Annotated in this window: 16 protein-coding genes; 4 read left to right on the top strand and 12 right to left on the bottom strand. The window is 63.5% G+C overall.

All coding sequences use genetic code 11. The annotated features are described in order from the left end of the window. The first annotated feature begins 29 nt into the window (after positions 1-29). On the top strand, positions 30-998 hold the full coding sequence (locus tag ACNFHO_RS20245; protein ID WP_063546453.1) for a hypothetical protein: 969 nt from the start codon (positions 30-32) through the stop codon (positions 996-998). A 66-nt stretch (positions 999-1,064) separates the two neighbouring features. Here the strand turns inward: ACNFHO_RS20245 and hldE are convergent, their stop codons facing one another. The 3 genes from hldE to ACNFHO_RS20230 all read right to left on the bottom strand — a co-directional run bounded on the left by hldE (position 1,065) and on the right by ACNFHO_RS20230 (position 5,615). Continuing rightward, positions 1,065-2,486, bottom strand: coding sequence for a bifunctional D-glycero-beta-D-manno-heptose-7-phosphate kinase/D-glycero-beta-D-manno-heptose 1-phosphate adenylyltransferase HldE (gene hldE / locus ACNFHO_RS20240; protein ID WP_416767165.1), 1,422 nt, complete (start codon positions 2,484-2,486; stop codon positions 1,065-1,067). 129 nt (positions 2,487-2,615) lie between these two features. Further along, a complete protein-coding gene (gene msbA, locus ACNFHO_RS20235; protein WP_054893200.1) occupies positions 2,616-4,424 on the bottom strand; it encodes a lipid A export permease/ATP-binding protein MsbA in 1,809 nt (602 codons plus the stop codon). Between the two features lie 15 nt (positions 4,425-4,439). Continuing rightward, on the bottom strand, positions 4,440-5,615 hold the full coding sequence (locus ACNFHO_RS20230) for an O-antigen ligase family protein (RefSeq protein ID WP_416767164.1): 1,176 nt from the start codon (positions 5,613-5,615) through the stop codon (positions 4,440-4,442). Positions 5,616-5,715: 100 nt separating this feature from the next. Here ACNFHO_RS20230 and ACNFHO_RS20225 point away from each other — a divergent pair, with 100 nt between their 5' ends. Then, positions 5,716-6,321: a hypothetical protein gene (locus ACNFHO_RS20225; protein WP_063546459.1), complete on the top strand. Its 606-nt coding sequence runs from the start codon at positions 5,716-5,718 to the stop codon at positions 6,319-6,321. 3 nt (positions 6,322-6,324) lie between these two features. Here the strand turns inward: ACNFHO_RS20225 and ACNFHO_RS20220 are convergent, their stop codons facing one another. The 9 genes from ACNFHO_RS20220 to putP form a co-directional block, all read right to left on the bottom strand. Further along, a complete protein-coding gene (locus ACNFHO_RS20220; RefSeq protein ID WP_416767163.1) occupies positions 6,325-7,416 on the bottom strand; it encodes a glycosyltransferase in 1,092 nt (363 codons plus the stop codon). Positions 7,417-7,464: 48 nt separating this feature from the next. Continuing rightward, entirely contained in the window at positions 7,465-8,238 is a 774-nt protein-coding gene (locus tag ACNFHO_RS20215) for a glycosyltransferase family 2 protein (RefSeq protein WP_416767162.1), read from the bottom strand. A gap of 58 nt (positions 8,239-8,296) precedes the next feature. Then, the gene (locus tag ACNFHO_RS20210; RefSeq protein ID WP_063546465.1) at positions 8,297-9,253 is read right to left on the bottom strand and encodes a glycosyltransferase; all 957 of its coding nucleotides are present in this window, start codon (positions 9,251-9,253) and stop codon (positions 8,297-8,299) included. A 46-nt stretch (positions 9,254-9,299) separates the two neighbouring features. Continuing rightward, positions 9,300-10,703, bottom strand: a complete 1,404-nt coding sequence (locus ACNFHO_RS20205) for a PIG-L deacetylase family protein (RefSeq protein WP_063546467.1) — start codon at positions 10,701-10,703, stop codon at positions 9,300-9,302. Further along, positions 10,700-11,596, bottom strand: a complete 897-nt coding sequence (locus ACNFHO_RS20200) for an antimicrobial resistance protein Mig-14 (RefSeq protein ID WP_416767161.1) — start codon at positions 11,594-11,596, stop codon at positions 10,700-10,702. Before ACNFHO_RS20200 ends, ACNFHO_RS20205 begins: the two co-directional genes overlap by 4 nt. Beyond that, complete coding sequence (locus ACNFHO_RS20195; protein ID WP_416767160.1) at positions 11,596-12,726, bottom strand: glycosyltransferase; 1,131 nt, start codon at positions 12,724-12,726, stop codon at positions 11,596-11,598. Before ACNFHO_RS20195 ends, ACNFHO_RS20200 begins: the two co-directional genes overlap by 1 nt. Then, the gene (locus tag ACNFHO_RS20190) at positions 12,710-14,467 is read right to left on the bottom strand and encodes a carbamoyltransferase (RefSeq protein ID WP_065863816.1); all 1,758 of its coding nucleotides are present in this window, start codon (positions 14,465-14,467) and stop codon (positions 12,710-12,712) included. Before ACNFHO_RS20190 ends, ACNFHO_RS20195 begins: the two co-directional genes overlap by 17 nt. A gap of 116 nt (positions 14,468-14,583) precedes the next feature. Beyond that, a complete protein-coding gene (locus ACNFHO_RS20185; protein WP_054893140.1) occupies positions 14,584-15,420 on the bottom strand; it encodes a 23S rRNA (adenine(2030)-N(6))-methyltransferase RlmJ in 837 nt (278 codons plus the stop codon). Between the two features lie 148 nt (positions 15,421-15,568). Further along, positions 15,569-17,047 carry a sodium/proline symporter PutP gene (putP, locus tag ACNFHO_RS20180; RefSeq protein ID WP_416767159.1) on the bottom strand — a complete coding sequence of 493 codons (1,479 nt, stop codon included), beginning with the start codon at positions 17,045-17,047 and terminating at the stop codon, positions 15,569-15,571. Positions 17,048-17,121: 74 nt separating this feature from the next. On the opposite strand from putP, the gene ACNFHO_RS20175 reads away from it, so the two are divergent. Both ACNFHO_RS20175 and putA read left to right on the top strand, forming a co-directional pair. Continuing rightward, a complete protein-coding gene (locus ACNFHO_RS20175) occupies positions 17,122-17,310 on the top strand; it encodes a hypothetical protein (RefSeq protein WP_416767158.1) in 189 nt (62 codons plus the stop codon). Positions 17,311-17,404: 94 nt separating this feature from the next. Continuing rightward, positions 17,405-21,355, top strand: coding sequence for a trifunctional transcriptional regulator/proline dehydrogenase/L-glutamate gamma-semialdehyde dehydrogenase (gene putA / locus ACNFHO_RS20170; RefSeq protein WP_416767157.1), 3,951 nt, complete (start codon positions 17,405-17,407; stop codon positions 21,353-21,355). Positions 21,356-21,418 lie beyond the last annotated feature (63 nt).

Here is a 21,418-nt window from a genome sequence, read left to right as displayed (position 1 = left end):
CGCGGCCGCCGAATGCAAGGAGGAGCCTCGTGGCGCGTACGCTTATCCGCAAGAACCCGAGCAACTTCAAGACCCTGCCGCTGCATGTCGAAGCCACCCCGGAACGCCTGAGCTACCAGAGCATCGGTATGCCGCTGAACTTCGCGCAGACCCTGCAACGGCGCAAGGCGATCCAGCTGGATGACAGCGAACGCTTCGTCATCGAACTGGCCAACCTGGGCGTTTCGGTACGCCTGACCCTCAACTGGCAGAACCGCGACTACTGGGTGCTGGTGCGCCAGCGCCGCCAGGACCGCGGCGATGTCGTACTCAAGCTGATCTCCGGTTACGTACCTGCCCAGGAGCTCAACCTCCCGCTGCACACGGCCATTCAGGAAGTGGCAGAAGAATGCCTGCTGGAAACCCCGGAAGGTTGGCTGGGCGGACGTTTCAACGACACTTGGCTACCCGCCCCTTATGCCGCGGCCCTGCACTACCGCGAAGCCCTGCCCTTCACCCTGAGCCCGGCCTCGGGCGCGGCGCGGCCGGTACACTGCGGCAACCTGATGCTGCTCGAGCGACCACGGGCCTATGTGCACCTGCCCACCGCCTCGCTGCAACTGATTTACGATCTGCGCCTGCAAGTCCCCAAGGAGGCCAAGTCGCTCAGCCTGTTCCACGTCGACGAGCGCCTGGAAGGCGACCAACTGGTGGCCCGGCTCAACCGCAAGCGCCCCGACCTGTATCTGATGCCCCTGAAGGACGGCAAGCCACTGGCGGAGCTGTACACCCTGAAGAAGGACCAGCTGATACCCGCGAGCACGCGCGGGCTGTACCTGGCCGAAAGCTTCGCCCTGCAGGATGGGTGGGTGGTGAGGGAAGAGCGCGTGCGCTGGCGGGAATGGGTGCGTCAGCAAGGGTTGGTGGAGAGCCGGCCCGAGAAGCCTTCGCACCTGCAGCGGTTCAGCGACAAGGCGCGGGCGTTGCTGCAGCGGGCAAAGACCACACTGCATAAATAGCAGCAGCGGCGCCTGGCCGCTGCAACCTGCCCCGCGATCACCGGTGGTACGCGATGCAGCACCTGCTTAGTTCTTGCGGATCTTCTCGACGATCGCGGTGGTCGAGCTGTTCTCGACCAAACCCAGCACTTTCACCGTACCGCCATAGGCCTTGACGATATCCGCCCCGACCACCTGGTCGATCCCGTAATCGCCGCCTTTGACCAGCACATCCGGCTTGACCTGGCGCAGCAGGTTTTCAGGTGTTCCCTCAGGGAAACTGATGACCCAGTCCACCGCCCCCAGGCCGGCGAGCACCGCCATGCGGCGATCGACGCTGTTGATCGGACGCCCAGGCCCCTTGAGACGGCTGACCGAAGCATCGTCGTTGATCGCAACGATGAGGCGATCCCCTTGGGAACGGGCCTGCTCCAGATACGTCACATGCCCGGCATGGAGAATGTCGAAGCAACCGTTGGTGAAGACGATCTTCTCGTTGTGCGCACGCGCGTCGTCGATGGCCAGCAACAACTGCTCGAGCCCCAGCACACCGCGCTCGGAGCCTTCTTCGCGCTGGATCGCCCGGCGCAACTCCGGGGCGCTGATGGCCGCCGTACCCAGCTTGCCGACGACGATGCCCGCAGCCAGGTTGGCCAGGGCCACCGCATGCGGGAGGTCCTCGCCTGCGGCAATGGCAGCCGCCAGCGTCGAGATGACGGTATCGCCAGCACCGGTGACGTCGAACACCTCGCGGGCGCGGGCCGGCAGGTGCAAGGCCGGATGGCCGGTGCGCAGCAGGGTCATGCCATGCTCCCCACGGGTCACCAGCAACGCGCCGAGGTCAAGATCTTCGAGCAATTGCAAACCCTTGGCGACCAGATCGGCTTCATCGGCGCAACGCCCGACGATGGTCTCGAACTCGCTGAGGTTGGGGGTGATCAGGCTGGCACCGCGATAGATGGAAAAATCCTTGCCCTTGGGGTCGGCCAGTACCGGGATGCCCTTGCTGCGAGCAGCCTGGATCAGCGACTGGTGGTTCTTCAGCGCGCCCTTGCCGTAATCCGACAGCACCAGCACCTTGACGCCTCCGAGCAGCGCATCGACCTCGGCCCCCAGCGACAGCGGATCGGTGGCGAAGGGCTCTTCGAAATCGATGCGCAGCAATTGCTGGTGGCGGCTCATGACCCGCAGCTTGACGATGGTGGGCTGGTGCGCAATGCGCTGGAACACCGACCGCACACCAGCGGCCTGCAGGCTGTTGGCCAGGCTGTCGGCCGCTTCGTCCTGGCCGGTGACGCCCACCAGCGAAGCCGGGGCGCCAAGCGCTGCGATGTTCAAGGCAACGTTGGCCGCACCGCCGGGCCGATCCTCGATCTGGTCGACCTTGACCACCGGTACCGGCGCTTCCGGCGAGATACGCGATGTACCGCCATGCCAGTAGCGGTCGAGCATCACATCGCCGACCACCAGTACCGGGGCTTGATCGAAACGCGGCATGGACAACTTCATGGGCAACCCATATGGAAAAATGAACAGGGGCAGGATATTAGCACACGGCAGCCGGCGGCTTTAACGCCAACTGCGGCGGGGACAATTCCAGTGACAATCGGGGCACACACGCCCCGATTCATGAGGGTTTCAGGTGATATCGGCCTTGTCCGGCTCATCGAGTCCCATGGCGTGCAGGCGGGCATAATGGCCATTAGCCTCAAGCAGTTCGGCATGGGTACCACGCTCGACCAGGCGCCCCTGGTCCATGACCAGGATCAGGTCGGCCTTCTCGATGGTCGACAGACGGTGCGCGATCACCAGGGTGGTGCGCCCTTCCATCACATGGTCGAGCGCCGCCTGAATATGACGCTCGGACTCGGTATCCAGTGCCGAGGTCGCCTCGTCGAGGATCAGCAAGGGAGCGTTCTTCAACAGCGCCCGGGCGATTGCCAGGCGCTGGCGCTGGCCACCGGACAGCAGCACGCCATTCTCGCCGACCTCGGTGTCGAAGCCCTTGGGCAGTTGGTCGACGAACTCCTTGGCGTAAGCGTCGGCCGCGGCAGCCTCGATGGCCTCGCGCGGCGCACCGGCCAGGTCGCCATAGGCGATATTGTTGGCCACGGTGTCGTTGAACAGGGTGACATGCTGGGTCACCTGGGCCACATGCCGGCGCAGGTTACGTAGGCGATAATCCTCGATTTCCACACCATCGAGCAGGATCTCGCCCTTGTTGTGGTGGTAGAAACGCGGGATCAGCGCCGCCAGCGTCGACTTGCCGCTGCCAGAACGCCCCACCAGGGCGATCATCTGCCCGGGCTCGGCGACGAAGCTGATGTCGGTCAGCACCTGACGCTCGGTGCCTGGATAGGTGAAGCTCAGGTTGCGCACCTCCAGACGGCCCTCGACACGCTCCTTCTCCACGGTACCGCCGTCCACCTCGGGCTTCTCGTCGAGCTGCTCGAAGATGCTCTCGGCGCCGGCCAGGCCCTTCTGAATGGTCGAGCTGACCTCCGAAAGCTGGCGAATCGGCTTGGGCAACAAGCCAGCCGCCGTGATGTAGGCGACCAGGTCGCCAGCCGAGGCATCACCACGCAGGAACAGCACCAGAAACATCAGCGCGGCCATGGCGCTGTAGATCACCAGTTGCAGGGCCGGGGTGTAGAGGGCGCCGGTCTTGTTCATGCGCAGCTGCTTGTCGGTGTTGCTCTGGCTGGCATTTCGGAATCGACGCTCTTCGTAGGCTTCGCCGCCGAAGCTGCGCACCACACGGTAGCCCTGGATGGTTTCGGAGGCCACGTGGGTGACGTCCCCCATGGCCACCTGGATCTTCTTGCTCTGCTTGCGGAATTTCTTGCTGGCAGTACTCACCATCACTGCAATGACCGGCAGGATGGCAACCATCACCAGGGTGAGCTTCCAGTTCATCCACATCAGGTAGATGAACAGGAACACCACGGTCAGGCCTTCACGGATCACCACCTTGATCGCGTCGGTGGCGGCACCGGTGACCATGGTGACGTTGAAGGTGATGCGCGAGATCAGGTGCCCGGAGTTATGGCTGTCGAAGTAGCGGTTGGGCAGCACCAACAACTTGTTGAACAGCTCCAGGCGCAGGTCGTGGACCAGGCAGAGGGAGACCTTGGCCAGATAGTAGTTACCGAGGAACGACCCGAGCCCTTGCCAGGCAGCGATCAGGATGATCAGCAACGGCACCGCCTGCAGCAATTGCAGGTCGCGCAGGTAGGGGACGTCGGGGAACAACACCGCTTGCGGATTGCTCAGGCCATCGACGAAGTACTTGAGGATCCCCGCCAGCATCGGCTGGGTCGAGGCAAAGATCACGAAACCGATAATGCTCAGCAGGAAAATGCCGATGTAGGGTTTCACATAGCCCAGCAGCCTGAAATAGATCTTCAGGCTGGTGGGGTTGTCCGCCGGTCGCGGTGTTTCGGCCATCATCGAGCTCGCTGTTCAGGTTGAACCGGAAATTTTACCACAGGCTTTTCGCTCGGCATGCACCCACGGCAACATCATCGCCAGACCGACCGGCAACCAGCTGATGAACCACTCCGCGCGGGGGGTACCGGTGAGGCTTGCGGCATCGAGTTGCATGGCCACGGTTGAAAACACCCAAACTGCCAGCGCCAGCTTGCCCAACATCGTCTCGCGGGCACGCAGGATCTCGCGCAGCGCGAACAGCCATACTGCTATCCACAACAGCATACCGGGCAGCCCCAGTTCGACGGCAACGTGAGTGAGCATATTGTGGGTATGGTCGAACTGGATCCCCAGTGCCTCCACGCGGTAGAACGCACCAAGCCCCAGGCCGGTCCATGGGTGCTGTTCGATCATCTGCACGGAGGACTGGAATATTTCAGGCCTGTAGGAGGAACCCCGCTGCATGATCAGGTCCTGGAACAGGAATACCGCAGCAACTGTGATCAGCAGCGACGACACGGCGATCAGCTTGCTGAGCCGATCACGCATCCAGAATGGCGCCAACAGCACAGTGAGCAGCAAGGCCACGCCCGCCCCGCGGCTCTGGCTGAAGGCAATGAAGGCACCCAGGCAGGCCAGGGCCAGCAGCCAACCCGACTGCACGAGGCGATTGCGCGGGCAGTCGTAGAGCATCACGACGGCCATGACACCGACGACGTAGGCGCCCAGGATCGGATGGCTGATTTCACCGATTCCCTCCAGACGAGAAACCAGCAGGTTACCGGCGACGTGATAGAAGCGGTAGACCGAAATCAGTGCAGCAATCGCCATCAAAACGCCACCGATGCGCAACAACACTCGTACACGGTAGGCCCCAAGCTGCGCGAGCAACGGGAAAGCCAGAAGGGACAGCAGGATATAGATCAGCCGCTTACCCTCGCGACCGCCCTCTTCGGTGGATGACCACACCAGGCTCAACGCTCCCCAGACCAACAAAAGTGCGATCGCCGACCAGAGCGCCGGCTGACGGCGCCACCCGCTCACTAAAAGATGTCGGGCGGACCAGGCGAATACCAGGGTCGGTAGCCAGAGGAACAGGATAAGGCCTTGCTGATAGAGCTTGTTGCTCGGTGCCAAGGCGATCGCCGCCAGGAACCAGACGAAACCGAATCCGAGCCAGGCCTGGGCCCAGCGTTTTTCATACAGCATTCCTTCCCCCGATCAGTCCAATGACACCGTCATGGTGCAACCGCATTATTTTCGGCATTATTGCCAGTCATTTTGCTTGCAGAAGACAAGGCACCCATCCATGCAATGCTCCCGACTCTCCCAGCCCGACTTCGATCAGCTGACACTCGGCGCCAGGGTTCTGGAGGCCGACAGTTACGGCGCCAAAGTCTACCTGCTCGAGGATGGCAATATCCTCAAGGTTTTTCGTCGTAAACGTCTGATTTCATCTGCGCTGCTGCGCCCCTACTCCCAGCGGTTCATCGACAACGCAGCGCGCCTGGTGCAACTGGGCATCCCTACTCTGGAAGTGATCAGCCATCACAAACTGGATCTGCCGGGGCGCACCGCAGTGCTCTATCGCCCGCTGCCGGGTGAAACCCTGCTGCAGCGCTCGCGCCTACCGGGGTTCAGCTGGAATGACTACCTGCCTGCACTGATCGCACTGATCCGGCACCTTCATCGTTCAGGGATCTACTTCCGCTCATTGCACCTGGGCAACGTCGTGGTTACCCCCGAGCAACAGCTGGGCCTCATTGATGTCGCCGACATGCGCTTTCTGCGCCCTCCGCTGTCGGCACGCATGGTTCGACGCAACGTGCAGCATCTGGCGAACTACATCGAGCGGGAGCGACTGGGCGATCACTTCCCGCTCACCGAACTGAAGTCAGCGCTGCTGGAGCGCTGAACATCAGCCCCGCAACAAAGCCCGCGAGCCCTGGCTGAATGCCTGCCAGGCCTGCTCCGGGTCCAACGCATCACGCTGCCTGGCAGCCGTCTCCTTTGCGCTGAGTGTGTTGCACTCCCCGATCGCACGCGCCCAGGCGGCCTGGTCTCCTACCGGCAGGTAGCGCCCGGCCTGTCCCAATTGCTCGCGAAACACCGGCAGGTCGCTGCATAGCACCGGCACATCGGCCAGCACGGCTTCCTGCAGTACCATCCCCAACCCCTCCGAGCGCGAAGGCACCAACAGCCAGTCGAAGGCACGGTAGAGTTGCGACAAATCGGGACGGTAACCACATAGCTGCACACTATCGCCCAGACCGAGCGACTGGATGCGGGCGTTGAGGCGCGCTCGCAGCTCGCCGTCGCCGAGGATCACCATACGGGCGTCCGGTTGCTGCCGGTGGACCAGAGCAAAGGCCTCGATCAGCATCTCGAAGCCCTTGCTCTCCACCAGCCGACCCACCGCGCCGAATACAGGCCCTGGACGCTGAACAATGGCAAGCAACCGCCTGGCGTGGTCACGCTCGAGGAGCGCCGCGCCGAATACCTGGGGATCCAGTGCGACACGCAGGGTATCGACCGATCGACCAAGGGCCTGCTCCAGCGCCTGGGCAAGGGTGCGGGAAACCGCGGCAATGCTCAGGCGGTGCGCCTCGACCGCGCGCAGCAAGCGAATGTCGCTGCCGCGCATGCGGGTCGAGCCATGAAAGAGCACGGTCACTCGTGTCTCCGGGAAATGTCGCATCAACGGCAGCACAAGGCGCGCAACACCCATGCCGTCGAGCAGCAAGACGTCGGGGCGGGTCTGCTGCAGTGCCTTGTACAAGCGGTGCCGCAGCACAGGTGTCCACCAGCGCCAGAAGCTGCGGCCTTTGAGCGTGCGAGGCGGCATGTGCCACTCTCGGATCGCGCCCTCGCCGCAGCACAGGCCATCGCCCAGCAGCAGCCAATTGGTGATCTCGGCCCCTTCTGCTACATGGCACAGCATCTGACGGTGCACCTTGTGAACTGACATGTACGGGGCACCTCCCGACCACATCACATTGACAACATTCATCGGCATAGCTCCCTCATACCCGACAGGCCAACCGCCAGGTCAACCGATTCAATGAGCAAGAAAGCCGATTCCAATACCGACCAATGTTCCTGCAACGAGCGTGGCAACCAGCTTGATCCGGTCACGCTGGCGACGCTTGACCTTGCGCTGGACTTCCTCGGGCAAGGTCACATGGCTACCGAAACCAGTATGCAGCACCGCATCGCCCTCGAGCGTGACGGCGGTCAGGCCCAGCTCGGCATAACGGCGCGACAGCGCCTTCTCTCCAGAATAGGCAGCAAATGGTGCACAAGTCTGGTAATCGCTCAGCCGACGCAATCCTGGATTCAGAGAGAAAGCCTGCCAATCGGCTTTTTCTGAAAGCAAGGGGTAGCAGGGCACATTGGCGATAATCTGACGGTCTCCCAGGCGGATGTACGGGCTGTGGATCGCCAGGTCGTGAGCATGGCTGCGCAGCCATACCTGCAGGATCTGCGGGCTGGCCTCGAGGATCAGCCGGGAGTCCTCGACAAAGTGCTGGCGATAGAAGCTCCAGTCATCCTCGCAATGGAAGATGTAGGGCGTCTTGACGTGGCTGTAGGCCAGGTCGATCGACGCCAGTTGCCCCAGCTTGGGCCGGTTGACGAACACCTTGCAGTGGGCCTTCCAATGCTCGGGGACGGCAGCGTGAACCGCATCGTCTCCCGAGTCTTCGGTGATGAACACCTCACGGATCGACGCGGTGTTGTAGCGGTCGAAGCTTTCCAGCGTTGTCTTGAGCAGGTCGAAACGCCCGCAGCTGGTTACCACCAGCGTGATGTCACTGTTTTCCGAGAAGCGCACTGGGCTCCCTCCGCCTTGCGGCCATTTCCAATCCGTCCGATGGACAGCTTGATGTGGTTCAAAGCCCCAGTTTCAGACGCAGACGCTGCCACGCACTAAGCGGCGCTCGTGGTCTGAGGGGGGGCATCATGTGGTCGACGATGCTACGCCCGACCTGGGCAAAACTAAAGCCAGAAACCGCCAGTTCGCGGCCATTGGCGGCGATGCGTTCGGCGAATGCCGGATCGGCGCGTAATGTCCGCAACTTCTCCTGCAGCACCGGGATGCTGTCGTACAGCACCACGTTGTGCATGTCCTCAAGACCCAACGCACGGTTTTCCGCCTCGCCCTGGTCGAAAGCCAGCAGCACGCAGCCACAGGCCATGGCCTCGAAGTTCTTGATCATGTACTCGCCCATGCCAACGTCGGCACTGACGAAGAAGCGAATACGGTTGAGCGTGTTGCAGTAGTCTTCGCCGGACTTGGTACGAGTCACCACCAGGTTTTCCACCTGCCCCAGTTCATCGAGCAACGCCTTGCGGCCGCTATAGGCGACGCTCTTGGTGCTGCCGACAAAGGCCAGTTCGATATCACGCTCACGCCCCTGGTCGGTCAGCAATTGCTCGTCATAGCCCTTGGGCACGAACACCGCATCGAAACCTTCCTGGCGCAGGCGCTCGCTGACCATGTAGCCAGAGCTGATCACTCGCGCCCAAGGCAGTTTGCGGTAGTGCGCGCTGAACTTGCCGGTGTATTTGCAGGGAATGTAGTTCTGGTAGGCATCGTGCTCGAGGATCACCAGATTAGGGATCGTGCGAATGAAGCCGACCTGGCGGATCTCCTGCTTGAAGCGCAGGAAAAAGACGATACGGTCATAGCGCTCGACGTCCACTTCACGCTTGAAGTAGCGCCGCAGGTTGCGCTGGTCGTCGCTCGACAACCAGCGCAAGTCGCACTCGCAGTTGGCCGCAACGCCGTCGTACAGGCGATCGAGGATGGCCCGTTGTTCCTTCTGCACCAGAAATAGGACTTTCATTGCATTCCTTGGGGGCGTGACGCCATCGCGGTCAATCATCGGGCACTCACTGCTCGCGGCGCCAGAACAGTTCATGTCGACGCACCGCCTTGCGGAAGAATTCGTTCTCCCCGTAAGGCGACGGTCGACGCCCGGCCAGCCAGCGCTGCAACAGACGCCGCAGGCGACGCTTGAACGGCGCCGGAGGCTGCAGGTCGTGCATCATGCCCAGCGCCATGGCCTTGTCGCGCTGGGTCGGCACGTCCAGCACCAGGCTGCAGGGCGCCCAGGGCTGGCCAGCTTCGAGTTGCGGCGGCAGGGCAATGCCATCACCGCTGTCACCCATGGGCCAGCGGTCGTTGTCGTGCAGGTGGTTGGCGTAGCACAACAAGGTCTGCGGCTGCCAGTCCAACCCCTGCAGGGCTTCGAGCACAGCCGCTTGGGCACAGAGATGATCCGGGTGTGGATCGAGCTGCGGGTGCGGCATGACCAGAATCTCTGGGCGGGCCATCTGCAGCAGCACGCGCAAGTCGGCCAGCAGGTTGTTCCAGGTCGGCGCACCATCGGCATCGGCCGGCAGCGGAAACGGATTGAAACGACGGAACGGCCGGATATCGGCCATGTCCGCCTCACGCGAGGCCGCAGGCTGATCGGGCGCAGCCTGCATGGCAGGCAATTGCAGACAGAAATAGCCCAACTGCACGCAACGGGCCTCCGGCACCCCGGCCCAACGTGGCACGGCAATACTGTCCCAGGCGCGCAGGCGCCCTTTGAGCTGCGCCGCCTCGGCCTTGGCCAGGCCCATCTGTTGGTAGTGCTCGGCCTCGATCTCGCCAGCGGTCAGTGTGACCACCCAGGCTTCGTCGGCCTGGCTGTAGAGCCCATAAGCCGCCAGCTCTGCATCGTCAGCATGGGGCGCGATCACCATGACCCGACGGCGGCGCAACTCCACAGCCGGGGTTATCCACAGGCGCGGCTCGCCCAGCAGTCGGCAGTGGCGCCCGAGCAGGCGCAGTCGCCCATCGCGCAGTGCCGCGCCAAGGCCGGTCAAGTTGAGAAAACGCACACCATCGACGCCGCGCTCGAAGGTCTGGCTGTCATGCATGGCGTCCGCGACCAGCTCGACCCGAGGATCGAGAAAGCGACCAAGCCACCCAGACTTCACACGAACCTCGAGGATCAGCGTGTCATCATCGCTGAACGATGCAGCGCTCTTCAGCACGCCGTCTTGAATGCCGACGGCCTCGACACGGCTGTGCTCGCCGAAGTCGAAGGCATAATCTTCGCCGGGCGCGTAGAACAGATGGTCGGCGAACCAGGCTTCGTGGGCGGCCCAGACCAGCGGCAGCAGCAACAGTGGCAGCCACCACCAGCTCAGCGCGCCCAATGCGATCAGCAGCAACAACCCGATCACCAGCCCGAGGCGCTTGTTGCGCCGGTGGCGCTTGAGCAATTGCTGCTTGCGACTCATGCCTGGTACACCGGGACCGGGTTGCACCAACGGTCCTTGTATTCACGGTCGGCACGGCCGAATGAGAAACGCAGGGCCTTGCCACGGGCGTTGGCGTCTTCCCAGGCGGCCTGGGTATTGAGGAAGCTCAGCACGCTGCCGGGGCTGAACGCCTTGGTCTCAGGGTCAACACCACCGTTGACGTACTCGACGCTGATCCATTCGGGCGACTCGACCCGGTAAATCAGCTGGATGGCAATCGGCTTGTCCTCGAGAAACAGCACCGAGCCGATCAGCAGCTCGCGCAAGCGCTCGACCACCTCAGCCATACGCGCAGCGCCGGTCGCAGGGAAGTTCCAGCGGCGCTGGAACAGGTCGCAGTACATCGCGGCGATCTCGGCACCACTGAAGTCGGTGATCGGACGCACCACGCCACCGGCCTCCTCCAGCAGGCGCAGTTCGCGGCGCTGGTTGTAGCGAAACTTCTTCGACAGATCTTCATGCGGGCGCGCCATGGCCAATTGCTCGGCCTGGGGTTTCAAGCCCTCGAAGCGCCCGTGATTGAGCTCCGACAGGTAGCGCCCGGCGTGGCGCAAAGGCGCAGCAGCATCAACCGCTGCAGGCAGGATGAGCTCGGCATTGCCCAGGTCGAACAGCCCCTTCTTGCCATGACGCTTGAGAACATCCTTGGACAAGGCCAGGTGCCGTCCCCAGGTGGGGACTGCCGCCACGAGCTCGCCGCCTTGACGCCAGCCCAGGTAGCGCACCGGAATCTGTGCAAGTTCAGCCAGTTGCTCGACCACCAACGGATGAGTGGCGACACTGCCGCCGAAACGCTGCCAGGTGTGCGCATACTCGTTCGCATCGATAACGGCCCAGCCGCGTTCGCGCCAGGCCTTCAGATGATTGAGCATCAGTTGCGAGCCTCCAGTGCACGCACCTGTGGTAATTGCCAGAACGCCTGGCGCACGGCTGCGTCGGAAAATCGCTCGCGCAGACGCCGCAGCATCAGTTGCGCGCATTCGCGACGCTGATCGTCGCTCAGCCCGGCCATGTGCTTCAGCCCCTGCGCCAGTTGCCCGGCGTCGCCCAGCGGGAACAGCACACCTACCCCTTCGACTACCTCGCGCGCACCGCCACAGGCCGTGGCCAACAAGGGCACGCCAGCGACCATCGCCTCCAGCAGGACCATGCCGAAGGGTTCGTGGTCAGAGCTCAGGGCAAACACATCGAACGCCTGGAAATAGCGGCGGGCATCCGGCACCTGGCCAAGAAAGTCGACACGGTCGGCAATCCCCAGTTCGGCTGCCTGGGCCTTGAGCGTGTCTTCCAGCCGCCCCTTGCCCAGCACCACCAGACGCGCGTTGGCCGGTAGGCCCGGCAACGCCTCGGCGAAACCGCGCAGCAGGGTCGCCTGGTCCTTGTCCGGGTGCAGACGGCCGACGTTGCCGACGATCCACGCCTGTGCATCGAGCCCGAGGGCACGCCGCGCCTCGTCGCGCGGCACGAGACTGGCCTGCAGCGCCTCGACGTCGATACGGTTGTACAGCGTCTGGATGCGTTCGTGCGGCCATTGCGCCAGACAGCGGCGCATGTCGTCACGCACCGCGTCGGACACACCCAGCAGGCTCAAGCGTTTGCGAAACAGGTTGGCGAACAGGCGCCGCCCCTTGCGCTGGTAATCGCCGAAGGCATGATGCACGCCGATCACCGGCAAGCCGGTACCCAGCAGCGCGACATAGATCGGCTTGAAGCGGTGGGCGATGCAGAAGCTGAAACGGCGCTCGGCCGCGATCTTGCGCAGCGCGCGGATCGCGCCCAGCTTCAGGCCGCGTACGGCCTTGGAGCTGAACTCGAGAAACAGCACTTCGTCGGATGCACAGCCTGCAGCCACCTGCGCGTTGGCCTTGCCGGTAAGGAAGACCGTGGTGACCTTGTAGCCACGCCCTTCGAACAGGCTGGCGTACTGACGGGCGCAGTCGAGGAACGGCCCGTCGTAGCCATGGCAGAACTGCAGGACACGCAGGTCAGAGCGGCTGGTCATACGCGGCCGCGCCGTCCTTGACCACCAGGATGTCTTCCATGATCAGGTATTGCAGGTCCGAACCGTAGAACATGTTCAACGCGTCGGTAGGCGAGCAGATCATCGGCTCGCCACGGCGATTGAGCGAAGTGTTCAGCGACACGCCGTTGCCGGTCAGTTCCTCGAGCGCCTTCATCATGTCGTAGTAGCGCGGGTTGTACTCACGCTTGAGCACCTGGGCACGCGAGGTGCCGTCCTCGTGCACCACTTCCGGCACACGGGTCTTCCACTCTTCGGCCACTTCGAAAGTGAAGGTCATGAACGGCGCGGGATGGTCGATCTTGATCATCTGCGGTGCAACGGTGTCGAGCATCGACGGGCAGAATGGTCTCCAGCGCTCGCGGAACTTGATCTGCTCGTTGATACGATCGGCAACGTTCGGCACGCTCGGGCAGCCGATGATCGAACGACCACCCAGTGCACGCGGGCCGAACTCCATGCGGCCCTGGAACCAGGCCACCGGATTGCCGTCGACCATGATCTTGGCGATGCGCTGCGGCATGTCGCTGAGCTTGCGCCACTTCGGCGCATTCGGATGGCGGGCACAGGCAGCGATAACGTCCTCGTTGGAGTACGCAGGGCCGAGGTAGACGTGCTCCATCTTCTCGACCGGCACGCCACGGGCGTGGGACACGTAGGCCGCCGCACCGACCGCGGTACCGGCGTCGCCGGAGGCAGGCTGGACGAACAGCTCCTTGAGGTCGGGGCGGGCGATGATCTTCTGGTTCAGCTTGACGTTCAGCGCACAGCCACCGGCGAAGGCCAGCTTGCCGGTCTCTTTGAGGATGTCGCCCAGGTAATGGTCGATCATCTGCAAGGCGAGCTTTTCGAACAGCGCCTGCATGCTGGCCGCGTAATGGATGTACGGCTCGTCGGCGATATCGCCTTCGCGCTTGGGGCCCAGCCATTCGATCAGCTTGGGTGAGAAGTAGAAGCCCTTGCCCTTCTCTTTATAGCGACGCAGGCCGATAACGTTGGCGTACTCGGTGTTGATCACCAGTTCGCCGTTCTCGAAGCTGGCCAGACGGGAGAAATCGTACTTGCTGGCGTCGCCATACGGGGCCATGCCCATGACCTTGAACTCGCCATCGAGCATCTCGAAGCCCAGGAACTCGGTGATCGCGCCGTACAGGCCGCCCAGCGAATCCGGGTCGAAGAACTCCTTGATCTTGTGGATCTTGCCGTTTTCGCCGTAGCCGAAGAAGGTGGTGGCGTACTCGCCCTTGCCGTCGATACCCAGGATCGCGGTCTTTTCCTTGAAGCCCGAGCAGTGATAAGCGCTGGAGGCGTGGGCCAGGTGGTGCTCGACCGGTTCGATCTTGACCTTTTTCGGGTCGAAGCCCAGTTGCTCCAGGCACCAGACGATCTTCTTGCGGTAGCGCTTGTAGCGACGGTTGCCCATCAGGATCGCATCGAGGGCGCGGTCCGGGGCGTACCAGTAGCGCTTGGCGTAGTGCCAGCGGGCCTTGCCGAACAGGCTGATGGGGGCGAACGGAATGGCCACCACATCAACGTCGGACGGTTTGATACCGGCCTGCTCCAGGCAGAACTTCGCCGATTCGTAGGGCATGCGGTTCTTCGCATGCTTGTCACGCACGAAGCGCTCTTCTTCTGCAGCGGCAACCAGCTTGCCGTCGATGTACAAGGCCGCGGAAGGGTCATGGCTAAGGGCGCCGGACAGGCCAAGAATCGTCAATGCCAAGGGACTAGCCTCTTCATTCGGTAGAGATGCGCCAGCGGCCTCGTGGGCGGCTGGCGGCTAAAGGGCGGGATTATAACGCAAAGATCAGGGACACACTGCCCCTTGTGGGAGCGGGGTTATTCGGCGATCAGCCAGTCCATGCGGAAGCTGCCCGCCGTCTGTGCCAGCTCCCTGGCCAGCCAGGGCAGCAGCTCCTTGAGCTCCTCCTCCAGCCCCCATGGCGGGTTGGCGATGGCGAGGCCCGAGCCGTTCAGCCCCTGCGGACTGTCCTGGTGATGCACATAGAGTTCGACGCGCAGCAGCTTGGGCGCGCCGGTGCTGGTCAGGTCCTGGTAGAAACGGGTCAGCGAGCGCTGGTCCTTGATCGGATACCAGATGGCCGCGACGGTCTGGCGCATGCGACCGATCGCCTCCTTCATCGCCACGGTGCAGCGCTTGAGTTCGTCGGCCTGCTCGAAGGGCGGGTCGATCAGCATGATCGCGCGCTTTTCCTGCACCGGCAGCAGCGCGCGCGGCACATGCCAGCCCTCGCCCAGGTGCACGGTGACCCGCGGATCCTTCTTCATGTTTTCCTTGAGCAAAGGCCCGTCTTCGGGGTGTTTCTCGTTGAGCAGTGCGCGATCCTGCTGGCGCATCAGGCGCCGTGCCAACTCCGGCGAGCCGGGGTAGTAGCGCAACTCGCCATCGGCGTTGAGGCGCTTGATGATGCGCAGGTAGTCAGCGGTGGCAGCCGGCAGGTCTTCACGATTCCACAGGCGGGCAACGCCTTCGAGATATTCACCGGTACGCGTGGCCTGGTCGCCTTGCAGGTCGTACAGACCCAGGCCGGCGTGGGTGTCGATATAGGCGAACGGCTGTTCCTTGCGCGACATCAAGGCGATGAGGCGGGTCAGCACGATGTGCTTGAGGACGTCGGCATGATTGCCGGCGTGGAAGGCGTGACGATAGTTCATGGCAACTCCTGCGGGGGCGGCAAGTTTACCTTGCCTTGCGGGCGGAGTCAGGCCTGGCCGTCGATCGGCACAAGGACCATTCGCGGGCAGGCCCGCCCCCACAGGAGCGGGCCCGCCCGCGAAGCAGCCGTCGCCGGATCAGCAGGTGTTACTTGTCTGCGTGATATGCAGCATCAGCCGTTTCAAACCGCGAAACCATGCTGCTGCTCGGACGCCCCAGCTTGCTCACCACGATGATGGCGATGGTGGCGAACAGGAAGCCCGGGATGATTTCGTACAGGCCAAGCCCGACGTAGTTCTTCCACAGGATCACGGTCAGTGCACCCACCACGATCCCCGCCAGGGCACCGTTGCGGGTCATGCCCTTCCACAATACCGACAGCAGCACCACCGGCCCGAACGCAGCACCGAAGCCCGCCCATGCGTAAGCCACCAGGCCCAGCACACGGTTGTCAGGGTTCGCCGCCAGGGCGATGGCGATCAGTGCCACGGCCAGCACCATCATTCGACCGACCCAGACCAGCTCGGTCTGCGAAGCACCCTTACGCAGGAAAGCCTTGTAGAAGTCCTCGGTCAGCGCACTCGAGCACACCAGCAACTGGCAGCTCAGGGTGCTCATGACCGCCGCCAGGATGGCCGACAGCAGCACACCGGCGACCCACGGATTGAACAGGATCTTCGCCAGCTCGATGAACACACGCTCGTGGTTCTCCGTGACCGGGCCGGCCAGATCGGGGTTGGCCGAGAAGTAGGCGATGCCGAAGAAGCCCACGGCGCAAGTGCCGGCCAGGCACAGGATCATCCAGGTCATTGAGATGCGGCGTGCGTTGGCGATCGACTTCACCGAGTCGGCTGCCATGAAACGCGCCAGAATGTGCGGCTGACCGAAGTAGCCCAGGCCCCAACCCATCAGCGAGATGATGCCGATGAAGGTAGCGCCGCGGAACATGTCGAAGTTCGCCGCGTTCTGCGCTTCGATCGCCAGCATCGTGGTGTCGAAGCCGCCGGTGGAGATCAGCACGATGATCGGGGTGAGGATCAACGCGAAGATCATCAGCGACGCCTGCACGGTGTCGGTCCAGCTCACCGCCAGGAAACCACCGACGAAGGTGTAGGCGATGGTCGCCGCAGCACCTGCCCACAGCGCCGTCTCGTAGGACATGCCGAAGGTGCTTTCGAACAGACGCGCGCCGGCAACGATGCCCGAGGCGCAGTAGATGGTGAAGAACACCAGGATCACGATGGCCGAGATCACCCGCAGCAGGCCGCTGTTGTCTTCGAAACGGCTGGCGAAGTAGTCGGGCAGCGTCAGCGCATCACCGTTGTGCTCGGTCTGTACCCGCAGACGGCCGGCGACGAACAGCCAGTTCAGGTAGGCACCGACAGTCAGGCCGATGGCGATCCAGGCCTCCGACAGGCCCGACATGTAGATGGCGCCCGGCAGGCCCATCAGCAGCCAGCCGCTCATGTCGGAAGCGCCAGCAGAAAGCGCGGTGACCACGCTGCCGAGGCTGCGACCGCCGAGGATGTAGTCGGAGAGGTTCTTGGTAGAGCGATAGGCCGCGAAGCCGATCAGCACCATTGCCGCGATGTAGATCACAAAGGTGATCGTGATTGGATTGCCCATGGTTGTGCCCTGGCGTTGTTGTTATCTCTTGCACCCGACTTTCGTGAGACGGTTGCACCCAGGCGGCGAATCCTATGCAACAACATGAATCGGGTGCAACCATTTTTCATTTGCAAGTTGCACCTGGAAATGTCTTTTCAGTTAAAACCCCTTTTTTGCTCCTTTTTGAAGCAAAAGCGACGCTTTTAATAAGCAAAGGCAGCAAAAACGACCCTTTCCGCTGTTTAGAGTCTTGCGCCAGACGAGTTGCACCTTTTTCATGAAAAATTCGGGTTGCACCCGGTTGCACCCGAGAGGTGCCTGGCGCTAATCTTGCCGCCAGCTTAGCCACGCCCGTGGCAATAACGAGGATAAGAAATGGCGACGACCACCCTTGGGGTCAAACTCGACGACCCGACCCGTGAGCGACTCAAAGCGGCTGCGCAGTCCATCGACCGCACCCCGCACTGGTTGATCAAGCAAGCGATCTTCAATTACCTGGAGAAGCTCGAGGGTGGTGCAACCCTGAACGAAATCAACGGCCACGCCGCACAGCTCGGTGACGACGCCGGCGAACTTCCGGCCGACCACGCCCACCAGTGCTTCCTCGAATTCGCCGAAAGCATTCTGCCGCAGTCCGTGCTGCGCGCAGCGATCACCGCAGCCTACCGTCGCCCCGAGCAAGAAGTGGTGCCGATGCTGCTGGAGCAGGCACGCCTGCCGGCCCCGCTGGCCGAAGCGACCAACAAGATGGCCGCAGGCCTGGCCGACAAGCTGCGCAACCAGAAGAGCGCCAGCGGCCGCGCCGGCATCGTCCAGGGCCTGCTGCAGGAGTTCTCGCTGTCGTCCCAGGAAGGCGTGGCGTTGATGTGCCTGGCCGAAGCCCTGCTGCGCATCCCCGACAAAGGTACCCGCGACGCGCTGATCCGCGACAAGATCAGCACGGGCAACTGGCAGCCACACCTGGGCAACAGCCCATCGCTGTTCGTCAATGCCGCCACCTGGGGCCTGCTGCTGACTGGCAAGCTGGTCTCCACCCACAACGAATCCGGCCTGACCTCCTCGCTCACCCGCATCATCGGCAAGAGTGGCGAGCCGATGATCCGCAAGGGCGTCGACATGGCCATGCGCCTGATGGGCGAGCAATTCGTCACCGGCGAGACCATCGCCGAAGCCCTGGCCAACGCCAGCCGCTTCGAATCCAAGGGCTTCCGCTACAGCTACGACATGCTCGGCGAAGCCGCGCTGACCGAGCACGACGCCCAGAAGTACCTGGCCTCCTACGAGCAGGCGATCCACTCGATCGGCAAGGCATCGCACGGGCGCGGCATCTATGAAGGCCCGGGCATCTCGATCAAGCTCTCGGCGCTGCACCCGCGCTACAGCCGCGCGCAATACGAGCGCGTGATGGAAGAACTGTACCCGCGCCTGCTGTCGCTGACCCAACTGGCCAAGCACTACGACATCGGCCTGAACATCGACGCGGAGGAAGCCGACCGCCTGGAGCTGTCGCTGGACCTGCTCGAACGCCTGTGCTTCGAGCCGTCACTGGCGGGCTGGAACGGTATCGGTTTCGTCATCCAGGCCTACCAGAAGCGCTGCCCGTACGTGATCGACTCGGTCATCGACCTGGCCAAGCGCAGCCGTCACCGCCTGATGATCCGCCTGGTCAAGGGCGCCTACTGGGACAGCGAGATCAAGCGCGCCCAGGTCGAAGGCCTGGAGGGGTACCCGGTCTACACCCGCAAGGTCTATACCGACGTGTCCTACATCGCCTGCGCCCGCAAGCTGTTGTCGGTGCCGGAAGCCATCTACCCGCAGTTCGCCACGCACAACGCCCACACCTTGTCGGCCATCTACCATATTGCCGGCCAGAACTATTACCCAGGCCAGTACGAGTTCCAGTGCCTGCACGGCATGGGCGAGCCTCTGTACGAGCAGGTCGTCGGCAAGATCGCCGATGGCAAGCTGAACCGTCCGTGCCGTGTCTATGCGCCGGTCGGCACCCACGAAACCCTGCTGGCCTACCTGGTGCGCCGCTTGCTGGAAAACGGCGCCAACACCTCGTTCGTCAACCGTATCGCCGATCACTCGATCTCCATCCAGGAACTGGTCGCCGACCCGGTCGCGAGCATCGAGCGCATGGCCACCCAGGAAGGCAGCATCGGCCTGCCGCATCCGCGCATTCCACTGCCGCGCGACCTCTATGGCAGCGAGCGCGCCAACTCGGCCGGCATCGACATGGCCAACGAACACCGCCTGGCGTCGCTGTCCTGCGCCATGCTGGCAACCGCACACAACGACTGGAAGGCTGCCCCGCTGCTGGCCTGCGCCACCAGCCAGGAAGCCGCTGCGCCAGTGCTCAACCCAGCCGATCACCGCGATGTGGTGGGCCATGTGCAAGAGGCGAGCGTCACCGACGTCGACAACGCCATCCAGTGTGCCCTCAATGCCGCGCCAATCTGGCAAGCCACCCCGCCGGCCGAGCGCGCCGCGATCCTGGAGCGCACCGCCGACCTGATGGAAGCCGAGATCCAGCCGCTGATGGGCCTGCTCATCCGCGAGGCTGGCAAGACCTTCGCCAACGCCATCGCCGAAGTGCGCGAAGCCGTGGACTTCCTGCGCTACTACGCAGTGCAGGCGCGCAACGACTTCAGCAACGACGCCTGCCGCCCGCTCGGCCCGGTCGTGTGCATCAGCCCATGGAACTTCCCTCTGGCGATCTTCACCGGCCAGGTGGCCGCCGCACTGGCCGCCGGTAACCCGGTGCTGGCCAAGCCGGCCGAACAGACCCCGCTGGTCGCGGCCCAGGCCGTGCGCCTGTTGCTCGAAGCCGGTATCCCTGAAGGCGTGCTGCAATTGCTGCCGGGGCGCGGCGAAACCGTCGGCGCCGGCCTGGTCGGCGACGAGCGGGTCAAGGGCGTGATGTTCACCGGCTCCACCGAAGTCGCGCGCCTGCTGCAACGCAACGTCGCCGGTCGCCTGGATGCCCAGGGTCGTCCGATCCCGCTGATCGCCGAAACCGGCGGGCAGAACGCGATGATCGTCGACTCTTCGGCGCTGACCGAACAGGTGGTGATCGATGTAGTGTCGTCGGCCTTCGACAGCGCCGGCCAGCGCTGCTCGGCGCTGCGCGTGCTGTGCCTGCAGGAAGATTCCGCCGACCGCGTGATCGAGATGCTCAAGGGCGCCATGGCGCAGAACCGCATGGGCAACCCCGAGCGCCTGTCGGTGGACATCGGCCCGGTGATCGACGCAGAAGCCAAGGCTGGCATCGAGAAGCACATCCAGGCCATGCGTGAGAAAGGTCGCAGCGTCTACCAGGTGGCCATCGCCGAATCCGAGGAGTGCAAGCGCGGCACCTTCGTCATGCCTACCCTGATCGAGCTGGAAAGCTTCGACGAACTCAAGCGCGAGATCTTCGGCCCGGTGCTGCACGTGGTGCGCTACAACCGCAAGCACCTCGACCAGCTGATCGCGCAGATCAACGCCTCCGGCTACGGCCTGACGCTGGGCGTGCACACCCGCATCGACGAGACCATCGCCAAGGTGGTGGACAACGTCAACGCCGGCAACATGTACGTCAACCGCAACATCGTCGGTGCCGTGGTCGGCGTGCAGCCATTCGGTGGTGAAGGGCTGTCCGGCACCGGCCCGAAAGCCGGTGGCCCGCTGTACCTGTACCGCCTGCTGTCGACCCGTCCGGCTGACGCCATCGCCCGCCACTTCCAGCGCGCCGACGGTGAGACCAAGGCCGACACCACCCTGCGCGACCAACTGCTCAAGCCGCTGCAGGTGCTCAAGGCCTGGGCTTCGAGCGACCAGCCCGAGCTGGTGGAACTGTGCGAGCAGTTCGCCGAACAGTCGCAAAGTGGCATCACCCGTGTCCTGCCTGGCCCGACCGGCGAGCGCAACACCTACACCGTATTGCCTCGCGAGCATGTGCTGTGCCTGGCCGACAACGAGGCTGACCTGCTCGCGCAGTTCGCCGCGGTGCTGGCAGTGGGCAGCTCGGCGGTGTGGGCCGACGGCGAGCCGGCCAAGGGCCTGCGCGGACGCCTGCCGAAAGACCTGCAAGGCAAGATCAAGCTGGTGGCCGACTGGAGCAAGGATGAAGTGGCGTTCGACGCGGTCATCCACCACGGCGACTCCGACCAGTTGCGTGCGGTGTGCCAGCAGGTCGCCAAGCGTGCCGGTGCCATCGTGGGTGTGCATGGGCTGTCCAGCGGTGATCAGCAGATCGCGCTGGAGCGGTTGGTGATCGAGCGTGCGGTGAGCGTGAATACCGCGGCTGCGGGGGGTAACGCCAGCCTGATGACCATCGGCTGACCGTACTGACGCCATCGCGGGCAAGCCCGCTCCCACCGGTTCAGCAGCGAAACGGTGGTCGCG

Source organism: Pseudomonas sp. NY15374, from assembly GCF_048068255.1.
Classification (GTDB): domain Bacteria; phylum Pseudomonadota; class Gammaproteobacteria; order Pseudomonadales; family Pseudomonadaceae; genus Aquipseudomonas; species Aquipseudomonas machongensis.
This window is presented reverse-complemented; position numbering and strand designations above follow the sequence as displayed.